Source organism: Verticiella sediminum (assembly GCF_007558815.1).
Classification (GTDB): domain Bacteria; phylum Pseudomonadota; class Gammaproteobacteria; order Burkholderiales; family Burkholderiaceae_B; genus Verticiella; species Verticiella sediminum.
On record NZ_VLTJ01000046.1, the window covers coordinates 1 to 13,099 of the forward strand.

Sequence of the window (13,099 nt, forward strand, 5' to 3'; positions counted from 1 at the left end):
ATGCCGGCGCTGCCGGCCACCGCCTGCAGCGGCGCGTCGCGAAACGCCAGTGTGGGCGCATGCGCGGCCGAGCGGGTGAGCACGGCGACGTGGATCACCTGGCGATCGTGCCGGCCATAGCGGTCCCACAGCCGGCAGTGATAGGTGTACATGCGCTTGAGAAAGGCCGCATCCGGGCGGGCCTGGACTTCGACGTGGATCAGCAGGTGCGCGCTGGCGCCCTCGCGCAGGCGCACCTGGACCAGCGTGTCCACGTGGCGCCGGCCCCGGCGCAGCGCGCCGGCCAGGCGCTGCAGCTCCTTGTCGAGGAACACCACCGGCACCGACCAGTCGATAAGGGCATGCACCGCCGGCCAGAACAGGGCCAGGCAGGGCTGGAGATACGCTTCGAGTGCATCCTTCCAGCGCCCGTCGTGGTCGGCCTCGGGGGCCGCGTGCGGGTAGGGTCCGGGCAGCGGATCGCCTGGCGGCAAGGCAGCGGGCATATCGTCTCCTGGGAAGACGACAGCCTACGGCCGGAAACACTCCCGTGCCGCACAAGTGCGGCGGATGGCACGCAGTGGTTTTTTTTGCCGCCGCCGCCGGGCCGCCCCAAGGCAAAAAGCGCCCCCCTTGGGGGGCAGCGAGCCGAAGGCGCAGCGTGGGGGCCTTTTTCGCGGGCTTGACGGCCGGCCTGTTCGGCTCACCCCGAGAGAACCGCACGCTTGCCGCTGTGCGGGCGGCGCTGCCACCCGGGGGCGTCAGCGCCTAGGGGGGAGCTTCCCCTCTCAGGCGGCCGCGACCAGGCGCCGCCTGCCTGTTGCGGCCGGATGGACGGGGATCTTCAACCCCAGGTTCTCGCGCAGCGTGCGACCTTCGTACTCGGTGCGGAACAGCCCGCGCCGGCGCAGCTCCGGCACCACGCCGGCGATGAACTCGTCCAGCCCGCCGGGCAGCCAGGGCGACATGATGTTGAAACCGTCCGCGCTGCCGTTCTCGAACCATTCGTGCAACTGGTCCGCGATGGATTTGGGCGTGCCGACGACCTGCTGGTGGCCGCGCGCGCCGCAGATGCGCAGATAGAGTTCGCGGATGCTGAGCTCGCCCCGGCCCGCGAGGCCGACGAGCAGTTCGCGCCGGCTCCTGCCGCCGTTCGTCTCGCCCAGCTCCGGCAACGGGCCGTCGACCGGATAGCCGCGCAGATCGTGCCCGATCATGTTGGAGAGCAGGGCCACGCCGACCTGCGGCTGCACGAGTTCCTGCAGCCGGCCGAACTTCTCGTCGGCCTCGTCCTGGCTCGCGCCCACCACCGGAAAGATGCCCGGCATGATCTTGACGTCCTCCGGATGACGGCCGTGCCGGATCGCGCGTTCCTTGATGTCGGTGTAGAAAGCCTGCGCTTCGGCCACGGTCTGGTGCGCGACGAAGATGACTTCGGCCGTGCGACCGGCCAGTTCGCGGCCGGCCTCCGAGGCGCCGGCCTGGACGACCACCGGGCGGCCCTGCGGCGAGCGTCCGACATTGAGCGGGCCTTGTACCGAGAAATGCTTGCCGTGGTGGTACAGCACGTGCAGCTTGTCGATGTCGTAGTACAGGCCGGCCTGCTTATCGCGCAGGTAGGCATCGTCTTCCCAGGAATCCCAGAGGCCGAGCACGACGTCGTGGAACTCGCCCGCCCGCTCGTAGCGCTCGGCGTGCGCCAGGTGCCGCTCCTGGTTGAAGTTGCGCGCCTCGGCGTCGGTGCTGGACGTGACCAGGTTCCAGCCGGCGCGCCCGCCGCTGATCAGGTCGAGCGAGGCGAATTTGCGCGCGAGGTTGTAGGGCTCGTTGAACGAGGTCGAGGCGGTCGCGATGAGGCCGATGCGCTCGGTCAGCGCGGCCAGCCCGGCGAGCGTGGTGATCGGTTCGAGGTGGTCGGCGCGCGCCGTGCGGGCGAGAAAGGTGCGATCGTCGCTGCGCACGCCGGCACTGTCGGCGAAGAACACGGCGTCGAACTTCGCCGCCTCGGCCTTGCGCGCCAGCTCGGCGTAGTGCCGGAAGTTGGTGCCGGCGTCGGCCTGTGCGTCGGGGTGGCGCCACGCGGCAATGTGGTGGCCGGTCTGCATCAGGAAGGCACCGAGCTTGATCTGTCGGCGTTGGCTCATCGAAGGTCTCCAAGGGGTGTCACCAGGCCATGCGCACGTCGGCAAGGCCCAGGGGGATGCGGGCATGTACCGGCGCGCGTGCGGTGTCGGACCCGGCCACGGCCGGGTCCAGGAAGTCGCTCATCACGTCATCGCGCAGGGCGATGAAGCGTGGATCGCTGCGGTTGCGCGGATGAGGCAGGTCGACGTCGACGATGCGCCGGATGCGGCCCGGATGGGGCTGCATGACCACGACCTCGTCGCCCAGGAACACGGCTTCCTCCACATCGTGGGTGACCAGGAGCATGGTGATGCCCTCGCGCTCCCAGATGCGCTGCAGTTCGATCTGCAGGCGCGAGCGGGTGAGCGCGTCCAGTGCGCCGAAGGGCTCATCGAGCAGGAGCACGCGCGGGCGGTTGACCAGGCCGCGCGCAATCGCCACGCGCTGCGCCATGCCGCCGGAGATCTGGTGCGGGTACGAGGCCTCGAAGCCCTGCAGCCCGACCAGCGCGATGTGCTCGGCGACCAGTTCGCGCTTCTCGGCCTTGGTGAGCGGTGCGTTACGCAGGCCGACTTCGACGTTCTGCGCGACCGTGAGCCAGGGAAACAGCCGATGGTCCTGGAACACGATGCCCCGTTCAGGGCCGGTGCCGTGCAGGCGGCGGCCATCGAGCCGGATCTCGCCTTCGTAGGCGTCGTCCAATCCGAGGACCAGACGCAGCAGCGTGGATTTGCCGCAGCCGCTCGCGCCCACGATGCTGACGAAGCGGCCGGCCGGGATGTCGAGGTCGATGCCGGCCAGCACCTGGAGGACCCCGCCTTCGGCCTGTTCGCTGGCGAAGTGCTTGGAGACGTCCGAGATGCGCAGGGCGTTGGATGGCGTGTCTGTCACAGTGACTTCCTTGTCGATGAAAAGCTGGCGGGCGGATGCAGCGCCGGCATCCGCGAGAGCCGGGTCTGCAGGGCCTGCGTGGGCGCGCCAGCGTTGCGCGTTCGCGTTCATAGCCGCCCGCTCCAGCGTGCGATGCGGCGTTCGAAGACGCGGGCGCTGGCGTTCATCAGCCAGCCGACCAGGCCGATCACGAACATGCCGACGATGACCAGGTCCATGCGGAAGTGCTCGCTGCCCTCGATCAGCAGGTTGCCCACGCCCTGGCCCGCGACGAGCAGGTACTCCGCGCCGATCGTGGCCAGCCAGGAATAGATCAGGGCGAGATAGATGCCGGTGAAGATCGACGGCACGGCCGCCGGCAGGACCACGTGCACGATGGTCTGCCACCGCGTGTAGCCGAAGGCCCGCGCCACTTCCAGGAAGGCGGCCGGCACGCGGCGGATGCCGTCGCAGGTATTGACCACCACCGGCACGAGCGCCGCGAGCGACAGGAACACCACCTTTGCCGTGTCGCCCAGCCCGAACCACACCGAGATGAGCGGAATCCAGGCGAACAGCGAGATCTGCTTGAAGGTGTTGAAGCTCGGCCCGACCAGGCGGTTGAAGACGGGCAGAAAGCCGAGCAGGCCGCCCAGCACCAGGCCGGACACCGTGCCGATCGCAAAGCCCGTGAGTTCGCGCGCGAGGCTGGCGCCGAGCGCGCTCCACAGGTGGCCGCTGGCGATCTCGTGCCAGGCGGTCTGCAGCACCTGCCCCGGCGAGACGAGCAGGGCCGAGTCGAGCAGCTTGAAGTGGGCAGCCCAGGCCCATAGGGCGATCGCGACCGCGGGCAGGACCAGGCCGCGCCAGCGGCGCGACCGGGCCGGGCGCGGCACCACCGAGGGCACCGCGGGAGAAGCCAAGGCATTCATGAACATTCCTTCGGGTGGGGCGCCGCGCTGCGGCGCGTGCGCGCTCAGACGGCGCCGACGGCGGCCGCGCGGCCACGGCCGATCAGGCGTGATTCGGCAAGGTCGAGCAGCTTGTCGATGGCGTAGCCGATCGCACCGACCACCACCACCGCCGCCATGACGAGATCGAGCTGGAATAGCTGGCGGCCGTAGACGATCAGATAGCCCAGGCCTTCGCTGGAGGCGACCAGTTCGACGACGACCAGCGAGAGCCACGCCTTGGTGAAACCCAGGCGCAGCCCGGTGAAGATCGTGGGCGCCGCGAGCGGCAGGCGCACCTCGAAGAGTTCCTGGCGCGGGGTGTAGCCGAACGCGCGCGCCGCCTCGCGATAGCTCACGGGCACGTCGCGCAGGCCCTGCAGCGTGTTGAGCGTGACCGGGACCAGCGCCGCCTTGGCGATCAGGATGTACTTGAGCGGCTCGCCGATACCGAAGACGAGCAGCACGAAGGGCATCCAGCCCAGCACCGGGATCTGCACCAGCGCGTTGAAGGTCGGCAGAACGTAGGTCTCCACGGTGCGCGAGCAGGCCATCGCCCAGCCCAGCAGCAGGCCGAGTGCGCTGCCCACGGCGAAGCCGAGCACGACGCGGCGCAGGCTCGCCTCGACGTTGAGCCAGAGTTCGCCGCTGGTGGCGAGCTCGGCCAGCGTCTCGTACACGAACTGCGGGCTGGGCAGCACCTGCGGCGAGATCCAGCCCTGGCTCGCGCCGGTCTGCCAGAGCCAGAGCAGGCCCACGGGCAGCAGCCAGGGCGCGAGCCCATAGGCCAGTCGGCCGAGCGCGGCCCTGGGGAGGACCGCGTCCCGGCGGACGGCCGGCAACGCGGGGGAGGCGGGCGATGAGGACATCCGGGCCTCCGGGCTCAGGAACGGGCCACGCTGGCCGCGCTGGCGCTGCCATCGGCGGCGTAGGCGGACCAGCGCTGCGCCAGGCCGTTCGCCGCCAGGCTCTGCTGCAGAAACCGCGGTTCGAACCAGTCGTCGACCGACACTTCGCGCCGGATCAGCTTGAGCGCCAGCGCATCCTGCACCACACCGTGATAGCGGGCCCGCACGAACTCGTCGATCAGCGGCGAATTGCGCACGTCGAGCTGCTGGTTCTCGAACTCCGCGACGTAGGAGGCATGCGGCACGCCGCTGCGCGCCCAGAGTTCGAACAGGGCCTCGCGGTTGGCCTCGTCCGAGGCCCAGTCGGCGGCGCGCACGAAGACGTCCACCGCCCGCTGCACGGTGTCGGGGTGCTCGTCGATGAAGTCCTGGCGGGCGAGCACGTGGGCCTGGCGCGTGAACCGCGGGTCCTGGCCCTGCGTGGAATAGACGATCTTGGCCAGGCCCTGGTCGCGCAGTTTGAACCACTCCTGGCCGCCGAATGCGGCCTCCACCCCCTTGGACGCGATGGCGGCCTGCGCGCTGCCGGTGTCCAGATTGACGCCCTTGATGTCGCGCTCGGTCAGGCCGTGAGCGGCGAGCACGTTGATTGCCACCAGATGGCCGTTGGTGCCGCGGAATATCGATACCGTGCGGCCCTTCAGGTCCGCCACCGAGCGGATGTCCGAGTCGGGCGGCGTGACCAGGTACAGGTTGTTGCGCGTGCCGCTGGCGAGCAGGATACGGGTCTTCAGGCCGTTGGCGCGGCCCACCACGGCCGGCAGGTCGCCCTGGTAGGCGAGGTCGATCTGCCGGTTGGACAGCGCTTCGTTGACGGCCGGGCCGGCGCCCTTGAAGAACAGCCATTGCACCTTGGTGCCGGTGGGTTCCAGGGCTTCTTCGAGCCAGCGGTTCAGGCGCGCCACGGAACCCGGCGAGCCGCCCCAGGTGATCGGGTTGCCGCCGCCGGCGGTGGCTACGCCAATGCGCACCGCAGGCGGTGTGTCCGCCGTCGCACGGCGGGAGAAGGCGGCCACGGCGATGCCCGCGGCCAGGGAGCCGAGCACGCGGCGGCGAACGGGATTGTGCGGATTGGACATCGTGTTCTCCGGTTCAGCCGCGTTGCGCGGCGATGCGCTCGACGGCGGTGCCCTTGAAGAAGTCGGCGTTGGCTTGTGTATAGAAGCGGTAGGGGTTGTCGAACACCAGGGCCTTGAAGTCCGCCGCGCCGATCACCCCTTGCTCGACCAGATCCCAGCTTTCGGCAAGAGGTTCGGTGAGGTCGGGCACGTCCCAATGGCCGACGTCGGACGACCAGATCGCGTTGATCTTCGTGCCGAGTGGGTTGACCTTGTCGTTGAAGGCCGCCGCCACGGTGCGGTCGTCGGCTTCCGAGCCGAAATAGAAGCTGTCCACCCAGCGCGCCTTGATGTCCTCGACGCGCTCGATGCCGGCAAGGGCGAAGTCGTCGATTTCATCCTCGTTCGGTTCGCGGCTGTGCGGCAGCGCCGAGATTCCCAAGCTGTCCACGAGCAGCGTGTCGCGGTTGACCGGCCGGCCGTCGGTGAGCTCACCGCCGTAGCGGCGGAACAGGTCCTCGAGCAGGTCCAGGTCGGCGTTGGCCGGGTTGTATTGCTGGACGGCCACGCGATTGCGTTTCTCCCAGCGATCGACCAGGTGGGCGTAGACATGCACGCCCCAATCCGCACCGCCTTCGAGCAGCGCCACGCGAAGCTGCGGAAAGCGCCGCGTCACCCCGCCGAAGAAGAGGGCCTTGGCGAAGGCCTGCGAACCGTCGGCGAAGTGGCCGATGTGGTTGTACATGTAGTTGCTGATCGACTGCCGGCCGGTCCAGCCCTGGCTGCCGTAGTGCGTGGTCACCGGCACGCCCAGTTCGACGACCTTCTGCCAAAACGGGTCGTAGTCGTACTCGCTGTCGATGCCGTAGAAGTCGGTGTAGTGCGCATAGCGGGCAACCAGCGGGTGCTCGGCGGGCGGATACTTTTCCGCCACGGCGGGAATCGGTCGCTTGACGCCGCCGGCGATGTTGATGACCTTCAGGCCGAGCGTCTTGACCGCGAACTCGAGTTCCTCGATGCCTTCCTGGGGCGTGTTCAGGGGAATGCCCGCGACCGGCGTCAGACGGTCGGCATACTTGCGGTAGACGTCGGCGTGGTAGTGGTTGATGGCGCGGTGCAGGGGCTGGCGATACTCGTTGCCCGCGCCCAGGGGCGCGAGCACATCGTTGGGAAACAGGACCGAGTAGTCGGCGCCTTGTTCCTCCAGTCGCTCGGCGAGCAGTTCGGGCAGCGTGTAGGTGGCCAGGTCCAGCGTATTGCGTGTCACCCGAGCCCACCAGGGCGAGCGCATGGTGCGATGGTGCCGGCGTTCCGCCGGGGTCTGGGCGTACCAGTCGCGACCCTCGCCGTTGCGCGTCGCGAAGCGCGAGCCCAGCGCCTTGCGCAGCGCATCCACCAGGCGGCTGCCGCCGTAGTGCTGGATGTAGTCTTCCAGCGCCGGCGCGTAGTCGTTGACGTGCACGTCGGTGTCGATCACGGGATGGTTCAGGCCGGCCTTGACGGCGGCGGAACGCGAGGCATGCAGGCGGGAAAGGCGGTCGTTCATGGTGGCTCCTGGTTGCGGAAAGGCCGCGGACAGGCGGCCTGTCGACGCACTCTAAGGAGGCCGATACCTGCCGTGAACGATATCTTGGCTATTTCCAAATCCGTGATATGGATATGTAGGTACAAGTTTTCACGAGACCGGGCGTGCGGCCGGTGCCGACATTGCCGGCGGTGATAAGAACAGCACCAGCCTGTCGTTGGTGGCGGATGGCCGCGGGCATAGGATGAGCGGCATCGAACATCCATGTCATGCGATCCATGCGCTCAGCCCAGCCGTCCCCGCCTCCCCGCCCGTTCGTCCTCGCTCTGGCCGGCAGCGCATCCTCACGCAGCCGATCCACCGTCATGCTGCGATGTGCCGCCAACTTGCTGCGCGAGCGCGGTGTGGCCGTCCAGGAAGTCGGTTTGCACGACTTTCCGCCGAGCGACCTGATCGAGGCGGTCCATGATGAGGGCAGCGCAGCGCGCTGGCTGCGCGATCTGGTCGCGCGGGCCGGTGGGCTGGTCGTCGCCTCGCCGGTCTACCAGGCTTCGTTCTCGGCCGCGCTCAAGGCCATGCTGGACCTGCTGCCGGAGCGCGCGCTGCAGGGCAAGGCCGTTCTGCCGCTGGGGTCGGCCGGCAGCACCGCACATCTGCTCGCGCTCGAATACAGCCTGAACCCCGTGCTGTCCGCGCTCGGCGCGCGTCACATCCTGGCGGGCGTCTACGCCGCCGGCGAGGACGTGACCTGGAACGCCGAGGGCGACGCGGTGCTGGGCGATCGCCTGGGCACCAGGCTGAACGCCTGCGTCGAGCGACTGCTCGAATTCGTCGTCCCGGTGCGCGCGCCGCTGCGCGCGGCCGACATCGGCCATCTGCTCGTGTCCGCCCGCTTCGGCGTGTGACTACCGATCAAAAGCAAAGCGCAAACCTCGTCCACCTCGGCGGCGCAACCCCTGCCCGATCAATCCCCACCTCTGCCTGGAGTCCGCATGTCCATTTCTTCCATCAACGCACGCAACCAGTTCCGCGGGCGCATCAAGGAGATCATCGAAGGCCCGGTCGTCTCGGAGGTCGATATCGAGACCCCCGCCGGCCTGGTGACGTCGGTGATCACTACCCGCTCGGTGCACGACCTGGAACTGCGCGTGGGCTCCGAGGTGATCGCTTTCGTAAAGGCGACCGAGGTGTCGGTCGCCAAGCTCTGAACCGGGGGGGCGTCTGCGGCGCAGGCGAGACTGCGCCGCAGTGTGGCGCGCGTGAGCGGGGTTTACACTGCCAGTACCTCGTTCCTCGCCCGCGATCCGCCATGTCCACGACTTTCGAACCCTTGCGCTGCGCGCCTTTCATCAAGGAGATCGGCCGTGGCGTGAAGGGCGCGCGCAGCCTGTCCATCGACCAGACGCATGCGCTCTACGCGGCCGTGCTCGATGGGCGCGTGTCCGATCTGGAGCTGGGCGCGATCCTGCTCGCCTACCGCATCAAGGGCGAGAGCGCCGACGAGCTCGATGGCATGCTGCGCGCGCTGCACGAACGCCTGCAGCCGGTCGCCATGCCGGCCGGCCGCGCCGGCGTGTGCATCCCGACCTATAACGGCGCGCGCAAGCTGCCCAACTTGGTGCCGTTGCTGGCCTTTCTGCTCGCTGCCGAGGGCGTGTCCGTCCTGCTGCATGGAGTGCGGCAGGACCCGGGCCGAGTCGCGACCGCCGAGGTGCTGGGCGCGATGGGGGTGGCGCCGGCGGAATCGTCCGCTCAGGCCGAAGGCGAGCTGGCCGGGCGCGGCGTGGCCTTTCTTCCCATCGATGTGCTCGCGCCCGTGATGGCGCGCCAGTTGGCGCTGCGCGCGACGCTGGGCGTGCGCAACTCGGCGCACACGCTGGTCAAGCTGATGCAGGCGGCCGACCCGGGCACGCTACGGCTGGTGAACTACACGCACCCACCGTACCGCGATACGCTGACCGACTACTTCGGGCGGGCGCACGCCGCGCCCGGCGCCGGCGTACTGCTTGCGCGCGGCACGGAAGGCGAAGCGGTGGCCGACGCCAACCTGGTGCGCGAGACGGGGTGGCTACGCGACGGCGTGGCCACCCCGCTGATCGTGCCGGACCCGGCCGCACCGCGCGTGCCGGCCGAGCTGCCCGCCTCGCGCGAGGCCGAGCCCACCGCCGCCTGGATCCGGCGCGCGCTGGCGGGCGAAGTCCCCGTTCCGGCGCCCATTCTGCGTCAGCGCGACGCCATTCTGTCTGTGCTGGGCGGGTAGGAAGCGCGGTGCCGTCCCGGTCTTCACTGCACCGGGCAAAGCTCGCAGCCCAAGCGCAAGCCGTTCCATCCTGGCGCGATCGGCAAGCGTGCGCCCGTATACTGCCCGCAGGCCCGGAGATCCGGGATGCCGATAGAACCGAGGAGACCTCCATCATGCCCGCTGCACTGCCCGATACCCAATTGCAACTGCGCTCGCTCGTCACCCCCGAAGGCGAGCTGCAGATTTCGCTCGTCCGCGTACCGGTACCCGCGCCAGCCAGCAACGAAGTGCTGGTGCGCATGCAGGCGACGCCGATCAATCCGTCGGACATGGGGCTGCTGCTCGCCGGCGTAGACCCGGCCACGCTGGTGGCGGCCGGCAGCGACAAGGAGCCGATGGTGAAAGGGCAGGTGCCGGCCGCCGCGATGCCTGGTTTCAAGGCGCGGCTGGGCGCATCCCTGGCCGTCGGCAACGAGGGCGCCGGCGTGGTGGTGGCTGCGGGCGAATCGCCCGAGGCCCAGGCGCTGCTCGGCAAGACGGTTGCGATCCTGGGCGGTGCCATGTACCAGCAATATCGCAGCATGCGGGCGCAGGCCTGCCTGGTGCTCGAGGACGGCACCCGGCCGTCCGAGGCCGCGTCGTGCTTCGTCAATCCGCTCACCGCCTTGTCCATGGTCGAGACCATGCGCCTGGAAGGGCATACGGCGCTGGTGCACACGGCGGCGGCGTCCAACCTCGGCCAGATGCTCAACCGGATCTGCCTGGCCGATGGCATCGGCCTGGTGTGCATCGTGCGCAAGCCGGAGCAGGCGGCGCTGCTGCGCGAGCAGGGTGCGAAGTGGGTGGTCGATTCGAGCGCGCCGGACTTCGCCGAGAAGCTGGTCGACGCCATCGCCGGGACCGGCGCAACGCTGGCCTTCGATGCGATCGGCGGCGGACGCCTGCCGGGCCAGATCCTCGCGGCGATGGAGACGGTGCTGAATCGCAGCGCCACGGAATACAGCCGCTACGGTTCGCCGGTGCACAAGCAGGTGTACCTGTACGGCAACCTGGACCGCGGCCCCACCGTGATCGAGCGCGGCTTCGGCATGGCCTGGGGCGTGGGCGGCTGGCTGCTCACGCCGTTCCTGCAGCGTATCGGCCTGGAGGCCACGCAGCGCCTGCGCGCGCGGGTGGCGGCCGAACTGCGCACGACCTTCGCCAGCCGCTACACCGATGAGATTTCGCTGGCCGACGCCCTGAAGCCCGAGGTCATCGCGCGCTACGGCAAGGCCGCGACCGGCAGCAAGTTCCTCATCAATCCCACCTTGGACGCCTGAGCACCGGCCCGCCTGGACAGGCGGCCGGCGGTTCGAGCGCAGGGGCCCATCCTGCCCATGGAGCGACATTTGCTAGTGGACTCGTTCACGGGGTGTCCGACCCCGATAAACAGGAAGGAGCCCATATGAGTCTGTTCTCCAACATCGTCAACAAGATCTTCGGCCGTGCCAAGGCGTCGCCCGCCCCCGATGCGCAGGCCGGCGGCGCACCGGCGAGCGGCGGCGCGCCCGGCGCCGCACCTGCCAGCCCGGCGCCGGGTGCCGGGCCGGCAGCGCCGCAGGCCGGGACGGCGCCGGCTGCCGCACCCGCGGCTGCGCCTGCGCCTGCGCAGCCGGTGGATGTCGAGGCCGTGCTCAATGAAGCGGCTGCCCAGAACCCGCAGAAGCTGAACTGGCGCACATCCATCGTGGACCTGCTCAAGCTGCTCGATCTGGACAGCAGCCTGACGGCACGCAAGGACCTTGCCAAGGAGCTGAACTACACCGGAGACCCCAACGATTCGGCGGCCATGAACATCTGGCTGCACAAGCAGGTGATGCGCAAGCTCGCCGAGAACGGCGGCAAGGTGCCCGCCGATCTGAAGGACTAGAGGAACCGGGCCAGTCGACACGTGCTGGCCCGCACGGCCCCGCCAGCCGGCGGGGCCGTGTGCATCACTTGGCGGTGATGCGGCTGATGCGGTCGCCCTTCGGGTCGTCCGAGCCGCGGCTCTTGTTGAGCAGGTAGGCATTGCCCTTGCCGTCCACGCTGACGTGGTTGGGGAAGGTGCCGCCGTCCAGATTGGCCACGATCTTGCCGTCGGTGTCGAGCACTGTCACCGTGCCCGCGCCGCGGTTGGCCGCGTAGACCAGGTTCTTGACGGGGTCGAACGTCACGTTGAGCGCACCGGCGCCCACCGGCGTGTCGGCCAGCACCCGGCCGTCGGACAGATCCACGACCACGACGTTGTCGGTGCCCTGCGCGGCGACGAAGGCGCGCTGGCTCTTGGGGTCGACGGCGATGCCGGCGCCGGAAACCGCGCCCGGCACGGGGATGACCTTTTCGAGCGTGTCGGTCTTCACGTCGATGACCGCGATCTCGGCGGTGTTCATGGCCACCGTGTAGAGCTTGCCGTTCTGCGCATCCAGCGCCAGGCTCATCGGGCCGAACTTCTCGCCGCGCTTGCCGGACTTGACCTCGATGCCGGGCAGGGCGGCGAGCTTGGCGGTGTCGAACACGCTGATCTCGTCCTGCATGGGCGAGGACACATAAGCCTTGTGCACGCCCGGCACGACGACCACGTCGCGCGAATGCGGCACTGCGTCCGCATCGAACTGCTTGACCAGCGAGAGATCGGCCTGGCTGTACACCGCCACCGTGCTGTCGCGGGTGTTGGTGACCCACACGTTGCCGTTCTCGTCGTCCACGCCGACGCCATAGACGGCGTACACCCGGTTGTCGTCGCGGCCGGGCACCTGGGCGGGCGTGATGGCCGCCTCGACCTTCAGAGTCTGCGGATCGATCTTGACGAGCTGGGACTGGGTCACCGGCGGGCGGCCGACAGCCGAGGTCGCAAACAGCTTGCCCGTCTTGGCGCTGTAGTCGCTCTGGTAGACGCCCGGCACCAGCTTCTCGCTCTGCACGGTGTAGCGGTCCGCGCCGCTGAGCGGTACGACCGGCGAGACCTTCAGATCGAAGGTGGTGGCCGCGGGCGGGTTGGCGACCTCGACGGCGATGCCGTAGCGTGCCGCCGCCGCGCTCTTGGGCACGGCGACCTTAGCTTCGAAGCCGCCCTTGTCGTCGACCACGTACGGGCTGTCGTTCAGCTTTTCACCACCGTAGCTGAGCGTGACGCGCTGGCCGGGCTGGAAGCCGCGGCCGGTGATCGTGGCTTCCTCGCCGGGCACGACCAGGCCGCTGGCCATGACGCGACCGCCGAAGTCCTTGGCCGGCGCCTGGTCGAACGCGGCGGCGTACGCCGAGCCGACGGAGAGCGTCAGGGCCGCCAGAGCGAACGCTGCCCGGCGGCAAGCGCCGAAGCGGACAGTAGGGCGTGACGACTGGATGGGGTTCATGTTCGATTCCTGTCGAGAAAGTGTGATGGGTGTGGCCGCGCAGCCGGATGGTTGCACGGCGTCGGACAG

The 13,099-nt window shown here is 69.2% G+C and carries 12 protein-coding genes and 1 pseudogene; 5 read left to right on the top strand and 8 right to left on the bottom strand.

Features of this window, described 5'->3' with window-relative positions:
• The 7 genes and pseudogenes from FOZ76_RS27050 to FOZ76_RS27080 all read right to left on the bottom strand — a co-directional run.
• A pseudogene (locus FOZ76_RS27050) lies at positions 1-485 on the bottom strand (hypothetical protein); the annotation flags it as partial.
• Positions 486-767: 282 nt separating this feature from the next.
• Positions 768-2,123 carry an LLM class flavin-dependent oxidoreductase gene (locus tag FOZ76_RS27055; RefSeq protein WP_143951415.1) on the bottom strand — a complete coding sequence of 452 codons (1,356 nt, stop codon included), beginning with the start codon at positions 2,121-2,123 and terminating at the stop codon, positions 768-770.
• Positions 2,124-2,142: 19 nt separating this feature from the next.
• Positions 2,143-2,994: an ABC transporter ATP-binding protein gene (locus tag FOZ76_RS27060; protein WP_246129801.1), complete on the bottom strand. Its 852-nt coding sequence runs from the start codon at positions 2,992-2,994 to the stop codon at positions 2,143-2,145.
• 107 nt (positions 2,995-3,101) lie between these two features.
• Complete coding sequence (locus FOZ76_RS27065; RefSeq protein WP_143951417.1) at positions 3,102-3,905, bottom strand: ABC transporter permease; 804 nt, start codon at positions 3,903-3,905, stop codon at positions 3,102-3,104.
• A gap of 44 nt (positions 3,906-3,949) precedes the next feature.
• Entirely contained in the window at positions 3,950-4,792 is an 843-nt protein-coding gene (locus FOZ76_RS27070) for an ABC transporter permease (RefSeq protein WP_143951418.1), read from the bottom strand.
• 14 nt (positions 4,793-4,806) lie between these two features.
• Positions 4,807-5,910: an ABC transporter substrate-binding protein gene (locus FOZ76_RS27075; protein WP_143951419.1), complete on the bottom strand. Its 1,104-nt coding sequence runs from the start codon at positions 5,908-5,910 to the stop codon at positions 4,807-4,809.
• Positions 5,911-5,923: 13 nt separating this feature from the next.
• Positions 5,924-7,435 (bottom strand): amidohydrolase family protein, encoded by a 1,512-nt coding sequence (locus tag FOZ76_RS27080; protein ID WP_143951420.1) that lies wholly within the window; start codon positions 7,433-7,435, stop codon positions 5,924-5,926.
• Positions 7,436-7,692: 257 nt separating this feature from the next.
• On the opposite strand from FOZ76_RS27080, the gene ssuE reads away from it, so the two are divergent.
• The 5 genes from ssuE (at position 7,693) to FOZ76_RS27105 (ending at position 11,565) form a co-directional block, all read left to right on the top strand.
• Positions 7,693-8,319 carry an NADPH-dependent FMN reductase gene (gene ssuE / locus FOZ76_RS27085; protein WP_143951421.1) on the top strand — a complete coding sequence of 209 codons (627 nt, stop codon included), beginning with the start codon at positions 7,693-7,695 and terminating at the stop codon, positions 8,317-8,319.
• An 87-nt stretch (positions 8,320-8,406) separates the two neighbouring features.
• Complete coding sequence (locus tag FOZ76_RS27090; protein WP_143951422.1) at positions 8,407-8,622, top strand: TOBE domain-containing protein; 216 nt, start codon at positions 8,407-8,409, stop codon at positions 8,620-8,622.
• Between the two features lie 101 nt (positions 8,623-8,723).
• The gene (ybiB, locus tag FOZ76_RS27095; protein ID WP_143951423.1) at positions 8,724-9,674 is read left to right on the top strand and encodes a DNA-binding protein YbiB; all 951 of its coding nucleotides are present in this window, start codon (positions 8,724-8,726) and stop codon (positions 9,672-9,674) included.
• Between the two features lie 155 nt (positions 9,675-9,829).
• Positions 9,830-10,975, top strand: coding sequence for a zinc-binding dehydrogenase (locus FOZ76_RS27100; protein WP_143951424.1), 1,146 nt, complete (start codon positions 9,830-9,832; stop codon positions 10,973-10,975).
• Between the two features lie 125 nt (positions 10,976-11,100).
• Positions 11,101-11,565 carry a DUF3597 domain-containing protein gene (locus tag FOZ76_RS27105; RefSeq protein ID WP_143951425.1) on the top strand — a complete coding sequence of 155 codons (465 nt, stop codon included), beginning with the start codon at positions 11,101-11,103 and terminating at the stop codon, positions 11,563-11,565.
• A gap of 64 nt (positions 11,566-11,629) precedes the next feature.
• Here FOZ76_RS27105 and FOZ76_RS27110 read toward each other — a convergent pair whose 3' ends face one another.
• On the bottom strand, positions 11,630-13,030 hold the full coding sequence (locus FOZ76_RS27110; protein WP_143951426.1) for a YncE family protein: 1,401 nt from the start codon (positions 13,028-13,030) through the stop codon (positions 11,630-11,632).
• Between the last annotated feature and the right edge of the window lie 69 nt (positions 13,031-13,099).